Source organism: Sandarakinorhabdus oryzae, assembly GCF_009733735.1.
Lineage (GTDB): Bacteria > Pseudomonadota > Alphaproteobacteria > Sphingomonadales > Sphingomonadaceae > Sandarakinorhabdus > Sandarakinorhabdus oryzae.
In genome coordinates this window covers 23419-37416 of the sequence record NZ_WNJP01000002.1, presented here as the reverse complement: position 1 = coordinate 37416, position 13998 = coordinate 23419, and the positions used below count along the sequence as shown (strand labels likewise).

The following is a 13998-nucleotide window of genomic DNA, read 5'->3' as shown; positions in this document are numbered from 1 at the left end:
CGTGATCGCGCTGAACGACGTCGGCCTGTTCAGCCATCTGCTCGCGCTGGTGGCCTATAGCGTCTTGTTCGTGGCGGCGCTGACCAAGCAGCGTCGTGGCGCCAATGTCTGGTTGGCCGGTGCGGCCCTGGCCACAGCCTTGTGGGCTGGTTCGTTCGTTGCCACGCTTCTCTTTGATCCCGGATTGCAGCCATGGATTTCACGGTTGCAGACGATCAAAGTGGGCGCCTGGATCTGCCTGTTGCTCTATCTGTTACGGCCCACCTGGCTGGGCGGCGAAGGCGAAGCGCGCTCGGCTTTCTGGGTGGGCGGCGTGCTCGGCTTTGTCATGGCCCTGCAGTTCGTCATCGATGTCACCGGTTCCAGCCAGGGAGCGCTGGTGGGCGAAGGCGGGGTCGTCTCCAGCCTGTTTCTCGTAATCCGTATTGCGGTGTCGGTCACCGGTTTGGTGCTTAGCCACAACCTCTATGCCGCGTCCGGCGGCGGCCAGCGCTCCGGCTTCCGCTTGCTGGCCATCGGCCTGGGCGGCCTGTTCATATATGATCTGAATTTCTACACGCTGGCTTTCCTGCTGCCACCGGCGTCGCCTGATCTCTACAACATTCGTGGTGCCGTGAATGCGGTCCTGGTGCTGTTGTTCCTGTTTGCCACACGTGACAGCTGGGTGAAGGGTGCCCGCGTTTCGCGCAATGTGGCTTTCCAGACCGTCGCCTTCTCCGGGGTCGGTTTCTACCTGATCGCCATGTCGCTGCTGGCCTATGCCCTCAAGCTGGTGGGCGGCGACTGGGGCACACTGCTGCAGGTCACTTTCTTGTTTGCAACCATCATGTTGGGCATGGTGGTGCTGGTGTCGGACCGGTTCCGGGCCTGGCTGCGCGTGACGATTGCGCGCAATTTCTATCGTTACCAATATGATTACCGCAACGAGTGGCTGCGTTTCATCGCCACCGTTTCGGCCCCAGGCGATGCCGAAGGCCTGCCCGAACGCGTGGTGCAGGCGGTAGCCAGCGTTCTCGATGCGCGCGGCGGCTGCCTGCTGGTGCCCGATGATGACCGTCTGCTGCCCATCGCCACCTGGCAGATGGCCGATGGTCCCCCGGAAGCGCTGGCGGCGGACAGTCCGCTCGTGGCCTGGGTCCGGCAGGACCGGGTGCTCGATCTGGACCTGCTGCGCGAAGGCGAACTGGCCGACGCGCCTGACTTGCCAGCCTGGCTGGCCACTGACCGGCGTTACTGGCTGGTGCTACCGGCTTTCAACCGCGATGCCCTGGCCGGCGTGCTGCTGATCGGCCGCAGCCTGGTGCCGCGCCGGCTGGGCTGGGAAGACGAGGAACTGCTGAAGACCCTTGGCCGCCAGGTCGGTTCCTACGTCGCCGAAAGCCGCGGCCAATCCGCGCTTGAGGAGGCCCGCCGCTTCGAGGAGTTCAACCGGCGCTTTGCCTTCATCCTGCACGACATCAAGAACCTCGTCAGCCAGTTGTCGCTGCTGGCCCGCAATGCCGAACGCCATGCCGACAATCCCGAGTTCCGCGCCGACATGGTGGCGACGCTGAAGGAATCGGTCGGCAAGATGAATGCGCTGCTGGCCTGGCTGTCGCAGCGGGCGCAAGGCACGCCAACCAGTGACAGTGACGTGGCGGTGGCGCGCCTGCTCTCCACCCTGGTGAAGGCGCGGCAGGGCGCCTGGCCCGCGCTCAGCCTGCACCTGCCCGATCTGGCGGAGCGGCTGCTGGTGCGCGGCGATGCGGCCCGGCTGGAACAGATGTTTGCCCACCTGCTGCAGAATGCCATTGATGCCTCGCCGGCCGGCGCACCAATTCGCATCGATCTCGCTGTGGCAGGACCCGACCTGGTGATCACCCTGGCTGATCGCGGCCACGGCATGTCGGCCCGCTTCATCCGGCAGGAATTGTTTCAGCCGTTTACATCAACCAAGCCCGGCGGGTTCGGCATCGGCGCCTATGAAGCGCGCGAGATCGTGCGCGCCCACGGCGGACGGCTTGACGTGGCCAGCCGCGAAGGCGAAGGCACAAGCTTCACCATCACCCTGCCATTAAGTGGTCAGGACATGCCCGGCGAGACCGCGCTGCTGGTGGAAGGGGGACAGGCGTGAGCGACAAGCCGAAGCTGCTGGTGGTGGAAGACGATACCGGCCTGCAGCGCCAGCTGAAATGGAGTTACGAGGACCAGGAGGTGATCCTGGCCGGCGACCGCGAAGCGGCGCTGGAAGCGCTGCGCACCCATCAGCCGGCGGTGGTGACGCTTGACCTGGGGCTGCCGCCCGATCCCGACGGCGTGTCCGAAGGTTTTGCCACGCTGGAAGCCATCCTGGCCACCCGCCCGGCCACCAAGGTGATCGTGGCGTCGGGCCACGGCGCGCGTGAAAGCGCCCGCCGCGCCATCGCGATGGGGGCGTTCGATTTCTATCACAAGCCGGTCGATATCGACGAGCTCGGCCTGATCGTGCGCCGCGCCTATCACGTCGCCGAACTGGAAGCCGAGAACCGCCGCCTGGCGGAGGCCGGCAACACCGGCGACAAGGTGCTGGGCGGCATCGTCACTGCGGCGCCCGAGATGATCAAGGTTGCCCGCATGGTCGAACGGGTGGCCACGGCCAATGTGTCGGTGATGCTGCTCGGCGCGTCGGGCACCGGCAAGGAGCTGCTGGCGCGCGGCCTGCACAATGCCTCGGCGCGGGCGGACGCAGCCTTCGTCGCCATCAACTGTGCCGCCATCCCGGAAAATCTGCTCGAATCCGAGCTGTTCGGCTATGAGCGCGGCGCCTTCACCGGCGCGGTGAAGACCCAGCCGGGCAAGATCGAGATGGCCGAAGGCGGCACGCTGTTCCTCGATGAAGTCGGCGATATTCCGCTGCCCTTGCAGGTGAAATTGCTGCGCTTCCTGCAGGAACGGGTGATCGAACGCGTCGGCGGCCGCAAGGCCATCCCGGTCGATGTGCGCATCGTCTGCGCCACCCACCAGGATCTGGATGCGATGATTGCCAGCGGCCGCTTCCGCGAGGATCTCTTCTATCGCCTCGCCGAAATCGTCGTGCGTATCCCCAGCCTGAAGGAACGGCCCGGTGATGCCGTGCTGCTGGCGCAATATTTCATGACCCGTTTTTCGCGTGAAAATGGTCGTGAATTCAAGGGGTTGATGCCAGACGCCATTGCCGCCATCACCGATTGGCACTGGCCGGGCAATGTGCGCGAGCTGGAAAACCGCATGAAACGCGCGGTGATCATGGCTGAAAGCGCCCGGTTGACCGCGGCCGATCTCGACCTCGTCAACAGCATCGATGAAGCCAGCCTCACCATCAAGTTTGCCCGCGAGGCGGCCGATCGCCAGGCCATCCGCCGCGCCATGGTGCGGGCCGATGGCAATGTCAGCCTGGCGGCCAAGCTGCTCGGGGTGAGCCGGCCGACCCTCTATGACCTGCTCAAGCAGTACGGCATGGAAAACGCCGCCTGAGGGGGTTGCATCGGGCAGCAATAGCCCCTAAGCCCCGCCACGGCTCGGAGCGTAGCGCAGCCTGGTAGCGCATCAGACTGGGGGTCTGGAGGTCGCAGGTTCGAATCCTGTCGCTCCGACCATTTTTCCAAAGACCCTTTTCATACCAGTCATTGGCCGACGGCGGCCGCCACGCTGCTCTGTCCTACAGGAACCTATTTGGTTATTCTCTTGCCTTCCCTCACACCGGAAGGCCCCTCCCATGTCGATTCTCAACGCCCTGATCGCGCCGGTTGCCGGCCTGCTCGACAAGATCATTCCCGATCCCAAGGCGCGCGATGCCGCCAAGCTGGAACTGGTGAAGCTGCAGAACAGCCAGGAACTGGAGCTGCTTTCCACCCAATTGTCCGCCATCGTCGCCGAAGCCGGCAGCAATGATCCGTGGACCAGCCGGGCGCGGCCCAGCTTCCTCTATGTCATGTACGCGCTGCTGATGTGGTCGATCCCGATGGGCATCATCGCCGCGGTGCGGCCGCAGATGGCCAATGATATCGCCACCGGCATGACCCGCTATCTGAATGGCCTGCCCGAACCGCTCTATGCGCTGTTCGGCACCGGCTATCTTGGCTACACCGCCGCCCGCCAGTGGGGCAAGGTCAAGGGCGTGGACAAATAGGCTTACGCGCCAGCGCGATAGACCTGCGCCAGCCGGGCATATCCCGAGGCGCCGGCGCGGTTGCCGGCGATCTCGCCTTGCGTCAGGCTGCGCAGAAATTTCGCTGGGCGCCCGGCCCACAACTCGCCGGTCTTCACGGTCTTGCCGGGCGTGAGCAGCGCGCCCGCGGCCAGCATGGCGTCCCCTTCGACCGTTGCCCCATCGAGGACCACCGATCCCATGCCGATGAAGGCCCGGCTTTCAAGGCGGCAGCCGTGAATGATGCAGCCATGGCCGATCAGCACATCGTCACCAATCTCGGTGTCAAAGCGGCCACCGGTAACGTGAACGATGCTGCCATCCTGGATGTTGGTGCGTTGCCCCACGTTGATGCGGCCAACATCGCCACGCAGCACGCAGTTGAACCAGACCGAGCTGCTGGCGCCGATCGTCACCCGGCCGATCACCTGCGCGCCGGGGGCGATGAACACGTCATCGGCCAGCTGTGGCCAGTCCGAACCAAATGGGTGCAGGCTCACGGCGTTTTCACATAGACGATGTGCGGCCGCAGCCGGTGGCCAGGGGGCAGTTCGGGGTGATCGAAATCGAGATCGCTGCGCCGTTCCATGCCCAGCCGCTCCATCAGGCCCCAACTGCGCGTGTTGTCGGGCACGGTGAAGCTGGTGATCTGCGCCAGGCCCAGCACGCCAAAGCCGTGATCGAGGCTGGCCTGCGCTGCTTCATGGGCATAGCCCTGACCCCAGTGCGCATGCGCCAGCCGCCAGCCGATCTCGATCTCGCCTGCGATCGGGCAGGGGAAGCTTACCGTCTTCAGTCCGCAAAAGCCGAGGAACTGTCGGTCCGATTTGCGCTCCACCGCCCAGAAGCCAAAGCCGTGCTCGCCAATATGGTTCATGGCGCGGACGGCAGTGGCCTTCGATTGCGCTTCGTCGACCAGTGCCGGAAAATGCGCCATCACCCGTGGATCCCTGCCCATCGCGGCAAAGGGCGCGAGATCGGCATCGATCCACGGCCGCAGCCACAACCGCGCGGTTTCGATGGCCGGCTTCACCGTCATGGGAACAATGGCGCCTGTTCCAGCCCCATGGTTTCGGGCAGGCCGAACATCAGGTTGAAATTCTGGATGGCCTGGCCGGAGGAGCCCTTCACCAGATTGTCGATGGCGGCAATCACGATGGCGCGGCCCGGCACGCGATCGGCAAAGACGTTCAGCACCACATGGTTGCTGCCGCGCACCATGCGGGTGGCGGGCGCGACGCCGCTGGGCAGCAGATGGACGAACGGCTCATCGGCATAGGCATCGGCGAGCAGCTCGCGCAGATAGTCCGGCCCGTGCGCCGTATCGACGATGCAGGTGACCAGCTCGCCGCGGTTCATCGGGATCAGGTGCGGGGTGAAGCTGATCTTCACTGGGCGGCCGGCGCGCAGCGACAATTCCTGCTCCATCTCCGGCATGTGGCGGTGATGGCCGATGCCATAGGGATGCACGGCTTCGGCCACCTCACCAAACAGGTTGGCTTCCTTCAGGCTGCGGCCGGCGCCAGACACGCCCGACAGCGCGTTGACGGTGATCCTGTCGGCCGAGATGGCGTGTGCGGCCACCAGCGGCAGCAGCGCCAGCAGCACGGCCGTGGGATAGCAGCCAGGGCAGGCGGTGATCCGCGCTGTGGGCAGTGCGGCCCGGGCAAATTCGGTGAGGCCATAGACGGCTTCGGACAGCAGGGCGGGCGCCGGGTGGGCACCACCATACCATTCGGCATAGGTGGCGGCATCCTTCAGCCGGAAATCCGCCGACAGGTCGATGATGCGTGGACCCGTGATGGTGGAGAGCAGCTCCGCCGATGCCGCGTGCGGCAGGCAGCCGAACACGGCATCGATGCGGCCAAAGTCGATCGCGTCGGCCTTCACCAGCGCCGGCAGCTGCGGATAGGGCGCGAAATGCGGCCAGATCTGCGCCATCGTCTGCCCGGCCTTGGCGTTGGCGGCCAGGGCCGCGATCTCCATGCGCGGATGGGTCAGCGCCAGGCGCACCAGATCGGCCCCGGTGTATCCCGAAGCCCCCAACACCGCGATGCGCAGCCGTTCCGTCATGCGCGTCGGTTACGCGGCTGCGCCCGGCGGCGCAAGTCGGCCGGTGCTTGACGCGCTGGCGCTGCAGGCGCAGCCTTGGCCCTTCACTCGGGGGAGAGGATCAGATGGAGATGACGCGGCGTCGCCTGCTGGGGCAGGCGGGAGTGTTGCTGGTGGGCTCAGGCCTGGCAGGGCGAGCACTGGCTGCCAACCCGACCATGCCGATGGCGATGGGGCCGTTCTATCCGGTGCAGCAGCCAAGTGATGCCGACGCCGATCTGGTGCAGGTGGCCGGCCGGCCCGGAAAGGCGACTGGCAAGCTGATCGAGGTGTCGGGCCGCGTGCTCAACATGAAGGGCGAGCCGGTGCCGGGCGCGAAGATCGAGGTGTGGCAGGCCAACGCCGCTGGCCGCTATGCCCACAAGAGCGACACCAGCAAGGTGCCGCTGGATCCCAATTTCGAAGGCTTTGCCCGGTTGGTGGCGGACAAGGATGGCGCCTATCGCTATCTCAGCATCGAGCCCGGCGCCTATAATGTCGGCCGTAGCTGGCGCGCCAAGCATATCCATTATCAGGTCGATGGGCAGCTGAACCGGCTGGTGACCCAGATGTATTTCAAGGGCGACCCGCTGCTGGGGCAGGACGAGACACTGGCGCAGGATCTGAACCAGAAACTGAATGGCCCGATGCCGCCGCTGATCTTTGGCCAGGCGCTGGGCAGGCGCGCCGATGGCGTGGAGCGGTTGGGATTTGACATCATCCTGATCGACGGCTGAGGCGCGTGGTTGTCAGGCTGATCCCGGCCAGCCCGGCCGACATCAATGATCCGCCGCCGGCCCTGCAGCGCGGGGTGGAGCGTTTCTATCCGGATGTCGCCGCCGGCTTCACGCATCTTGACGCCGTACTTGCCATCATGGGGGCCAATCCGCGGCCGTCGCCCTGGGCGGACTGGTGGGCGCTGGACAGCAGCGACGCCATTGTGGGCCTGTGCGGTTTCAAGGCATCGCCGGATGCCGATGGCGTGGTGGAGATCGGCTATGGCAGTTTCCCGCTGGTGGAAGGCCGCGGGGTTGCCACGGCCATGGCCGGCGGGCTGATCGCGATCGCCCAGGCCAACGGCGCCCGCTGCGTGATCGCCCACACGCTGGAGCGCGACAATGCTTCGGCAACCGTGCTCACGCGCAATGGCTTTGCCCTGATCGGCAGGGTGATCGACCCGGAAGACGGCGAGGTTTGGCGCTGGGTGCGGCGCTTCGACTGACCGGCGTGCGCCGGCGTGATGAGCACCCCGGCAGGCCAGCGGCCCGCCGGGGTGAGGTCTTCAACGATTGTCGAGCTGGCTGCGCACGCGGGCGAGGCCGAGCCGCGAGATGCGGTACGGCGCCCCGCCGCGTGATTCGACATAGCCGCGCCGTTTCAGCCGCTTGAACAGGGAGAGGCTGAGACCGGCGAAGCAGGCGCCATCGCGGGTGAAGCACAGGACGTCGACGATGTGGCCGTCTTCCCGGCGATGGTGAATGCTGCCGCCCTGGGCAAGCAGGTGCAATATGCGCTGTTCGCTGCGCGAGATATCCATGGTGTCTGGCTCTTCTGCAAAATGTGCAGGACGCCGCGCCGAACCCGGCGGGGCGATGGCGAACCAACAGCTGCGGTGCAGCTATCGGTCAGCAGCCAGAAACAATCTCGCGCATATCCACTCCAGAAGTGGACGTTGCCTTATCACGGCGAGGCGGCAAGGCCAACCGCCCGGCTGCCATTGACATTGCACCGCAAAGCGCCGCTGGTATCTGCCAATCTGCCAAAAGGAAATTCGTGGCAAGAAATCTGGCAGTCGATTCAGCCGATGAAGCAGAAATAGCGGTAAGGGCGGCAGCAATCCGTTACGGCGGCCGCGTTGGAACGCCCGGCGTCATCATCATGGGCGTCGTGCTGGTTTTCGTACATTTCTGGTTCCGGACGCGGGTCCAAACCCATTGGCATCTTGATGCCTGGGTGCTCTTCATGGGCGGTCTGGTCTTGTTGTTTCTTGTCGCCATGGCCGCCTTTACATGGGTGCGGCCGAATGATCAGGACACCGTGTCCTACTGGTACAAGTTCGGCAAATGGACCCAGACCGGTTTCAACGTCGGGATTGCCGCCAGCCCCTGGGTGTTGCTGCCGGGCGGCGATGTCGCCCTGCAATATTTCACCACCATGATGTATGTCTGGTACATCGGCGTCGCCACGCTGACGAGCAATGCCGGCGTGCCGATCGGGCGCTGGGAAGTGGTGCTGATGACGGTGTCATTGGCCGTCTTCGCGCTCAGCCAGGACACGTCCTATCGCATCCCGGTCGCGATCCTGATCAGCGTGATCGGTCTGACCATGCTGGGCCTGCGATCGCTCGTACAGCGCGCCCTGGGCGCCGCCCTGGAGGCGCAAGCGCAGAGCGCCCGGTCAGAGGCTGCCACGCAGCGCGCCCTGGCCATCGTCGCGGCCGAGCGCGATTCCAAGACGCGCTTCATCGCATCGGCCACGCATGATCTGCAGCAACCGCTGGCTGCTGCCGGTTTCCATTTTGAATCAAGCCTGCAGCTTGGCCCACAGCAGGATCGCGCCGTGGCGGGCGTGCGCTCCTCGCTGGCATCGGCCAGCGAATTGATCGGCCTGATGCTCGATTATCTGCGGCTGGACGCCGGCGCCGTGAAGCCGCGGCCGCAGCCGGTGCCGCTGGGTCCGTTGATGCGGGCGGAAGCGTTGAACCTGGAACCAGCCGCTGCAGCTGCCGGTATGACCATCCGTATTGCACCAAGCAGTGCCATCGTCGTGGGTGATCCGGCCATCCTGGCACGGGCGATCGGCAATCTGCTGGCCAATGCGGTGCGCCATTCCGGCGGTCGTCACGTGTTGATCGGCACGCGCCGGCGCGGGGCGCTGGTTGATCTGTGGGTGATTGATGATGGTCGCGGCCTGCCCGACGGCTGGAGCGCCTGGCTGTTCGCCGATTATGGCACCGGCGCGGTGGCCACGGCACGCATGGGCCTGGGCCTGGCGTCCGTGCGCCGGCAAAGCGAATTGCTGGGCGGTTCCGTTGCGCTGGAACCGCGCTGGCGACATGGCGCGGCGTTCAGGCTCTCGTTGCCAAGGGCCTGATCCGCCGCGCCAATCGGGTCAGAAGGTGAAACGCAGGCCAGCGCCGAAGCTCTGGCTCTTCTGCCGGCCGATATCAAAGCCCGACGCGGCATCATATTCGATGCGGGCGCCGCTGGCGTTGCGGAAGCGGTAATCGAGGGTGATGGCCACCCCGTTCGCAACATGGAAGGCCGCACCGGCACCCAGCTGCCAGGCAAAGCTGGCCTTGCCTTCGCCATCCACTTCAAATCCGGCCACGCCGATACCACCGCCAACATAGGGCGTGATGCCCTTGGCGACGGGGAAATCGACCCACAGATTGGCCAGGCCCGAGGCTCGGCGCACCTTGCCACCATCAAAGCTGATGGTGTTGCCGGTGCCGCCGCACGAAGCGGCTTCGAGATAATCGCAGATGTCGGCGATGTCGCCGGCGTCAAGCGTGACCGGGCTGCCGTTCAGGGTCAGCACTTCCAGCGACTTGATCGAATTGCGCGTGTAGCTCACCTGCACGTCGAAGCGCACGCGACCGAAATCATAGCCCAGCGTGGCGCCGAATTCGGCCGCGGACTTGAAGCGCAGCTTGCCGTCAACGCGGTCCTGTGCACCCGTGCCGCCGAACGTGCCGCCGGCATCATAATAGCCGATGTCGGTGCTCTGAAGCGTGGCAACGCCCACGCCGCCAGCGATATAGAAGCCCTTCTTGTCAGTATCTTCGGCAGCGGCGGCGGTCGCCACCATCGAAACGGCGAACGTCGCCAGCAACATCTTGGTACGCATGCAATAATCCCCCAATTGGTGGCCCGGCCGCCCGTGTTGCGCCGGATGTGGCCCTTCTAGGCGGGCAGCGGGGGCGACACATCGCCCGTCTGGTTCGCCCAGATGGGCGATGGCTGAGCCACCACAACCCGCCTATAGAGCGACGTGAATGAGCCAATCGGGCGGGTCGGGAGTGTGAATTGCCGCAAAATTCTTCGGATCCCACCCCCACCTCCAGACCATTGAACCGCTGCCTGATTGCCGATGATCACCCGCTGCTGCTCGATTCCCTGGCGCTGCTGATCGGCGCGCGCTGGCCGGCGGCCGAACTGTTCACTGCCGGCAATTTCCCGGAGGCCGTGGCCCAGGCGGCGCGAGCGCCCGATCTGTGCATCGTCGATCTGATGATGCCTGGCGCCGAACCGCTGGCCGGCGTTCTGGCCTTGCAGGCCGCCGCGCCAGACGCCCGGCTGCTGATCGTGACCGGCAGCGACGATGATGCCCTGATGCTGGAACTGGTGGCCAAGGGCATTGCCGGCTTTGTGTCGAAACGCTCGCCCGCACCGCTATTGCTGGCGGCCGTCGAGCTGGTGCTGGCTGGTGGGCGCTATCTGCCGGATCGGCTGGCCACATTGGCGGTGACGACCGCCAATCGCCGCCAGGATGGGCAGGTGACGTCACGCCAGATCGAGGTGTTGGTCCTGATCGCGGCGGGCTTGACCAACAAGGCCATCGCCAAGGAACTCGGCCTGTCTCCGGCCACGGTGAAGACCCATGTCGCCATGGCCATCGCCGCCGTGGGCGCGACAAACCGGACGGAGGCCGCCATCCGGGCGGCGGCGGCCGGGTTGATCCAGCCCGTGGTTACGCCCCCATGAGCCGCGCCGCCAGGGGCGCGTGATAGGTGAGCACGCCGTTGCAGCCGGCGCGCCGGAAGCTCATCAGTGCTTCCAGCACGCCCTTGTTGCGATCGAGCACGCCGGCCGCAATGGCGGCTTCCAGCATCGCGTATTCGCCCGACACCTGATAGGCGAACACCGGTACGTCGAACGCGTCGCGGATGGCGCGAATGATGTCGAGATAGGGCATCCCCGGCTTCACCATCACCGAATCCGCGCCCTCGGCGATATCGAGCGCTACCTCGCGCAGCGCCTCGCGGGCGTTGGCGGGATCCATCTGATAGGTCTTCTTGTCGCCCTTCAGCACGCCGCCTGACCCGACCGCGTCGCGATAGGGGCCATAGAAGGCCGAGGCATATTTTGCCGAGTAGGCCATGATCTGGGTGTTGTGGAAACCATCGGCCTCCAGCCCGGCGCGAATGGCAGCGACACGGCCATCCATCATGTCCGAAGGCGCGATGATATCGCAACCGGCGCGGGCCTGGTTCAGCGACTGGCCGACCAGCATCTCCACCGTGGCATCGTTCAATATCTCGCCATCATGGCCGAGCAGCCCGTCGTGGCCGTGGCTGGTGTAGAGATCAAGCGCCACGTCGGTGAGCACGCCGACTTCGGGCGCGGCGTCCTTGATGGCGCGGATGGCGCGGCAGATCAGATTGTCGGGGTTGAGCGCTTCCTTCGCATCCTCGCTGCGCCGATCCGGGCTGGTGTGCGGGAACAGCGCGACGGCGGGAATACCCAGGCTGGCGGCCTCTTTCGCCGCCTTGGCCAGCCGGTCCACCGAAAGGCGCGACACGCCGGGCATGGTGCCCACCGGCGTTTCCACGTCCTGGCCTTCGGTCGGGAACAGCGGCCAGATCAGATTGGCCGGCGACAGGCTGGTTTCGCGATGCAGATCGCGGCTCCAGGCGGTCATGCGGGTGCGGCGCAGGCGGGCGGCGGGGAAGCTGGCGTGAGTCATGCCGGTGGATTAGCCCGCTGTGGTCGCGCTGTCACCCTCTCGCCCCTGCCATCGCCAGCAGTCCGGCCCCGGCAGAAGCGATATGGTGCCGGCTTGTCAGGCGATGACGTGAGCGCGCCGACGGCGATTGGCCGCGCCGGTCAGGCCGAAGCCGGCGATCAGCATCGCCCAGCTGGCGGGTTCGGGCACGCCTGTGCCTTCGCCTTCGCCGATGAAGCTGTAGCGCACGTTCTGAACGCCACCGTTATAGGCATCCGGCCCGAAGATCAGCACGATCGGCTGGTTGAACCCGGCGCTGATGTTGAAATTCACCGTCGTCAGGCCCGAGGCCTGGGTAACGACCGTCCCCGTGGCGAAGGTGACGCTGTTGTTGAAACGACCCCACACTTCCCAATCAATAGGGACCTCGGCATTGGGCCAGCCGCCGAAATCGGCCGACAGCAGGGTGATGGTGCCAGGGCGGTTGACGAACAGTGCCACCGCGCCGCGGGTTTCCAGCGACGCATCCTCGACATAGGCGGCCGAACTGCCGCTGTAATCCCGATTATAATAGTTCAAGCCACCATCAACGGGGACATATCCGGGCGCCAGACGCAAATTCTGCACCGTGACGTCGGCATTGCTGCCGAACAATTCGCTGATCGGGTCACCATCGTTGACGCAGCCGCCGGCGCAGGACGCAGCGGAGTAGGTGAGTGTGTAAATGGTGCCGGTGGCCGGCGCCGCCGCGGCCATGCCGATGGCGGCGGCCAGAAGAGTGAAGCGCATGATGTCCCCCTGATGCAACGTTTACTCATTGGCAGCTAAACGTTAATCTTGGTTACGTCAAACGGCGTTTTGCGCCGGAAGGCTCGGCTGGCTGCAGCCCCTGCCACCCCCGACAGCTTGACCTTCTGTGCCGCCGTGGCACGGGTGGGTCATACAGGAAGGGGAGTGACGAATATGGCCGGGCCGCTGCAGGGGATCAGGATCATCGAGCTGGCCGGGATCGGGCCGGGGCCATTTGCCGGCATGATGCTGGCCGATCATGGCGCAGAGGTGATCCGGGTCGATCGGCCGGGGGCCCGGATCGATGCGCGCGATCCGTTGCTGCGCAATCGGCGGGTGATCGGCGTTGATCTGAAGAGCGCCGAAGGCAAGGCCCTGGTGCTGGACCTGGTGAAATCGGCCGATGCCTTGTTCGAAGGCTTCCGCCCCGGTGTGACCGAGCGCCTGGGGCTGGGGCCAGCGGAGTGCCATGCGGTCAACCCGAAGCTGGTCTATGGCCGGATGACCGGCTGGGGCCAGTTCGGGCCCTATGCCAATGCGGCCGGGCACGACATCAACTATATCGCGCTGGCCGGCGCCCTGCATGCCTATGGCCGGGCCGGCGACAAGCCGACGCCGCCGATCAACATGGTCGGCGATTTTGGCGGCGGCGGCATGATGCTGGCCTTCGGCATGGTGAGTGCGTTGCTGCACGCCAAGACCACGGGCCAGGGCCAGGTGATCGATTGCGCGATGACTGATGGGGCTGCCGCGCTGATGGCGATGATCTGGGGCTTCCGTGCCAACGGCATCTGGAAGGACGAGCGCGGGGTGAACCTGCTCGATACCGGCGCGCACATGTATGACACCTATGAATGCGCCGACGGCAAGTGGATCAGCATCGGCAGCCTGGAACCGCAATTTTATGCGCTGCTGCTGGAAAAGACCGGACTGAAAAATGACGCCGATTTTGGCCAGCAGATGAATTCGGCGCAGTGGCCGGCGCTGAAAGAGCGACTGACCGCGCTGTTCAAGACGCGCACCCGTGATGAATGGTGTGCCGATATGGAGATGACCGACGTGTGCTTCGCGCCGGTGCTGAGCATGAGCGAGGCGCCGCACCACCCGCACAACGCGGCGCGGCAGACCTTCGTGGAAGCCGACGGCGTGATGCAGCCGGCGCCGGCGCCACGCTATTCGGCGACAGTGAGCGACGCGCCGCGCATGACCAAGGCTGCTGATACCGACGCGATCCTGGCCGAGCTGGGCTATGATGCGGGCAAGGTGGATGCGCTGAAGGCGGCCGGGACGGTGAAATGAGGGTGAGG

General features: G+C 65.5%; 15 protein-coding genes and 1 tRNA gene. 9 read left to right on the top strand and 7 right to left on the bottom strand.

Translation table 11 applies throughout. From position 1 onward, the window contains the following. Position 1 precedes the first annotated feature (1 nt). From prsK to GJ693_RS00610, 4 genes are all read left to right on the top strand, one after another. Positions 2-2113 carry an XrtA/PEP-CTERM system histidine kinase PrsK gene (gene prsK / locus GJ693_RS00625; protein WP_156254397.1) on the top strand — a complete coding sequence of 704 codons (2112 nt, stop codon included), beginning with the start codon at positions 2-4 and terminating at the stop codon, positions 2111-2113. Further along, positions 2110-3471, top strand: a complete 1362-nt coding sequence (gene prsR / locus GJ693_RS00620; protein WP_156254396.1) for a PEP-CTERM-box response regulator transcription factor — start codon at positions 2110-2112, stop codon at positions 3469-3471. The genes prsK and prsR overlap by 4 nt, the downstream gene beginning before the upstream one ends. A 45-nt stretch (positions 3472-3516) precedes the next feature. Further along, positions 3517-3593: transfer RNA gene (locus tag GJ693_RS00615), tRNA-Pro, on the top strand. Positions 3594-3712: 119 nt separating this feature from the next. Continuing rightward, positions 3713-4126, top strand: a complete 414-nt coding sequence (locus tag GJ693_RS00610) for a holin family protein (RefSeq protein ID WP_156254395.1) — start codon at positions 3713-3715, stop codon at positions 4124-4126. A 2-nt stretch (positions 4127-4128) separates the two neighbouring features. On the opposite strand, the gene GJ693_RS00605 is transcribed toward GJ693_RS00610, so the two are convergent. From GJ693_RS00605 to argC, 3 genes are read right to left on the bottom strand one after another with little or no spacing between them, the layout of a single operon-like run. Continuing rightward, complete coding sequence (locus tag GJ693_RS00605; protein WP_156254394.1) at positions 4129-4644, bottom strand: gamma carbonic anhydrase family protein; 516 nt, start codon at positions 4642-4644, stop codon at positions 4129-4131. Further along, the gene (locus GJ693_RS00600; protein WP_156254393.1) at positions 4641-5183 is read right to left on the bottom strand and encodes a GNAT family N-acetyltransferase; all 543 of its coding nucleotides are present in this window, start codon (positions 5181-5183) and stop codon (positions 4641-4643) included. Before GJ693_RS00600 ends, GJ693_RS00605 begins: the two co-directional genes overlap by 4 nt. Next, entirely contained in the window at positions 5180-6217 is a 1038-nt protein-coding gene (argC, locus tag GJ693_RS00595) for an N-acetyl-gamma-glutamyl-phosphate reductase (protein WP_156254392.1), read from the bottom strand. Before argC ends, GJ693_RS00600 begins: the two co-directional genes overlap by 4 nt. A 110-nt stretch (positions 6218-6327) precedes the next feature. On the opposite strand from argC, the gene GJ693_RS00590 reads away from it, so the two are divergent. Beyond that, complete coding sequence (locus GJ693_RS00590; RefSeq protein WP_197041845.1) at positions 6328-6972, top strand: dioxygenase family protein; 645 nt, start codon at positions 6328-6330, stop codon at positions 6970-6972. A 5-nt stretch (positions 6973-6977) separates the two neighbouring features. Next, a complete protein-coding gene (locus GJ693_RS00585; protein ID WP_156254390.1) occupies positions 6978-7457 on the top strand; it encodes a GNAT family N-acetyltransferase in 480 nt (159 codons plus the stop codon). Between the two features lie 60 nt (positions 7458-7517). Here the strand turns inward: GJ693_RS00585 and GJ693_RS00580 are convergent, their stop codons facing one another. Next, entirely contained in the window at positions 7518-7772 is a 255-nt protein-coding gene (locus GJ693_RS00580; RefSeq protein WP_156254389.1) for a YjhX family toxin, read from the bottom strand. A 425-nt stretch (positions 7773-8197) separates the two neighbouring features. Here GJ693_RS00580 and GJ693_RS00575 point away from each other — a divergent pair, with 425 nt between their 5' ends. Beyond that, positions 8198-9328 (top strand): sensor histidine kinase, encoded by a 1131-nt coding sequence (locus GJ693_RS00575; RefSeq protein WP_197041844.1) that lies wholly within the window; start codon positions 8198-8200, stop codon positions 9326-9328. Positions 9329-9346: 18 nt separating this feature from the next. Here the strand turns inward: GJ693_RS00575 and GJ693_RS00570 are convergent, their stop codons facing one another. Beyond that, entirely contained in the window at positions 9347-10084 is a 738-nt protein-coding gene (locus GJ693_RS00570; protein ID WP_156254387.1) for an outer membrane protein, read from the bottom strand. Between the two features lie 221 nt (positions 10085-10305). Here GJ693_RS00570 and GJ693_RS00565 point away from each other — a divergent pair, with 221 nt between their 5' ends. Beyond that, the gene (locus GJ693_RS00565; protein ID WP_197041843.1) at positions 10306-10941 is read left to right on the top strand and encodes a LuxR C-terminal-related transcriptional regulator; all 636 of its coding nucleotides are present in this window, start codon (positions 10306-10308) and stop codon (positions 10939-10941) included. Here GJ693_RS00565 and hemB read toward each other — a convergent pair. Both hemB and GJ693_RS17425 read right to left on the bottom strand, forming a co-directional pair. Continuing rightward, positions 10928-11923 (bottom strand): porphobilinogen synthase, encoded by a 996-nt coding sequence (gene hemB, locus GJ693_RS00560; protein WP_156254385.1) that lies wholly within the window; start codon positions 11921-11923, stop codon positions 10928-10930. The genes GJ693_RS00565 and hemB overlap by 14 nt on opposite strands. Positions 11924-12019: 96 nt before the next feature. Further along, entirely contained in the window at positions 12020-12691 is a 672-nt protein-coding gene (locus GJ693_RS17425) for a PEPxxWA-CTERM sorting domain-containing protein (RefSeq protein ID WP_235902515.1), read from the bottom strand. A gap of 174 nt (positions 12692-12865) precedes the next feature. Here GJ693_RS17425 and GJ693_RS00550 point away from each other — a divergent pair, with 174 nt between their 5' ends. Further along, the gene (locus tag GJ693_RS00550; protein ID WP_156254384.1) at positions 12866-13990 is read left to right on the top strand and encodes a CaiB/BaiF CoA transferase family protein; all 1125 of its coding nucleotides are present in this window, start codon (positions 12866-12868) and stop codon (positions 13988-13990) included. The last annotated feature ends 8 nt before the right edge of the window (positions 13991-13998 follow it).

Bases quoted from the DNA above. Each gene is read 5' to 3' on its own strand.
- GJ693_RS00550 (WP_156254384.1), top strand. From the start codon at position 12,866: ATGGCCGGGCCGCTGCAGGGGATCAGGATCATCGAGCTGGCCGGGATC.
- GJ693_RS00580 (WP_156254389.1), bottom strand. From the start codon at position 7,772: ATGGATATCTCGCGCAGCGAACAGCGCATATTGCACCTGCTTGCCCAG.
- GJ693_RS00610 (WP_156254395.1), top strand. From the start codon at position 3,713: ATGTCGATTCTCAACGCCCTGATCGCGCCGGTTGCCGGCCTGCTCGAC.
- GJ693_RS00570 (WP_156254387.1), bottom strand. From the start codon at position 10,084: ATGCGTACCAAGATGTTGCTGGCGACGTTCGCCGTTTCGATGGTGGCG.
- GJ693_RS00575 (WP_197041844.1), top strand. From the start codon at position 8,198: ATGGGCGGTCTGGTCTTGTTGTTTCTTGTCGCCATGGCCGCCTTTACA.
- GJ693_RS00600 (WP_156254393.1), bottom strand. From the start codon at position 5,183: ATGACGGTGAAGCCGGCCATCGAAACCGCGCGGTTGTGGCTGCGGCCG.
- GJ693_RS17425 (WP_235902515.1), bottom strand. From the start codon at position 12,691: ATGCGCTTCACTCTTCTGGCCGCCGCCATCGGCATGGCCGCGGCGGCG.
- GJ693_RS00590 (WP_197041845.1), top strand. From the start codon at position 6,328: ATGACGCGGCGTCGCCTGCTGGGGCAGGCGGGAGTGTTGCTGGTGGGC.
- hemB (WP_156254385.1), bottom strand. From the start codon at position 11,923: ATGACTCACGCCAGCTTCCCCGCCGCCCGCCTGCGCCGCACCCGCATG.
- argC (WP_156254392.1), bottom strand. From the start codon at position 6,217: ATGACGGAACGGCTGCGCATCGCGGTGTTGGGGGCTTCGGGATACACC.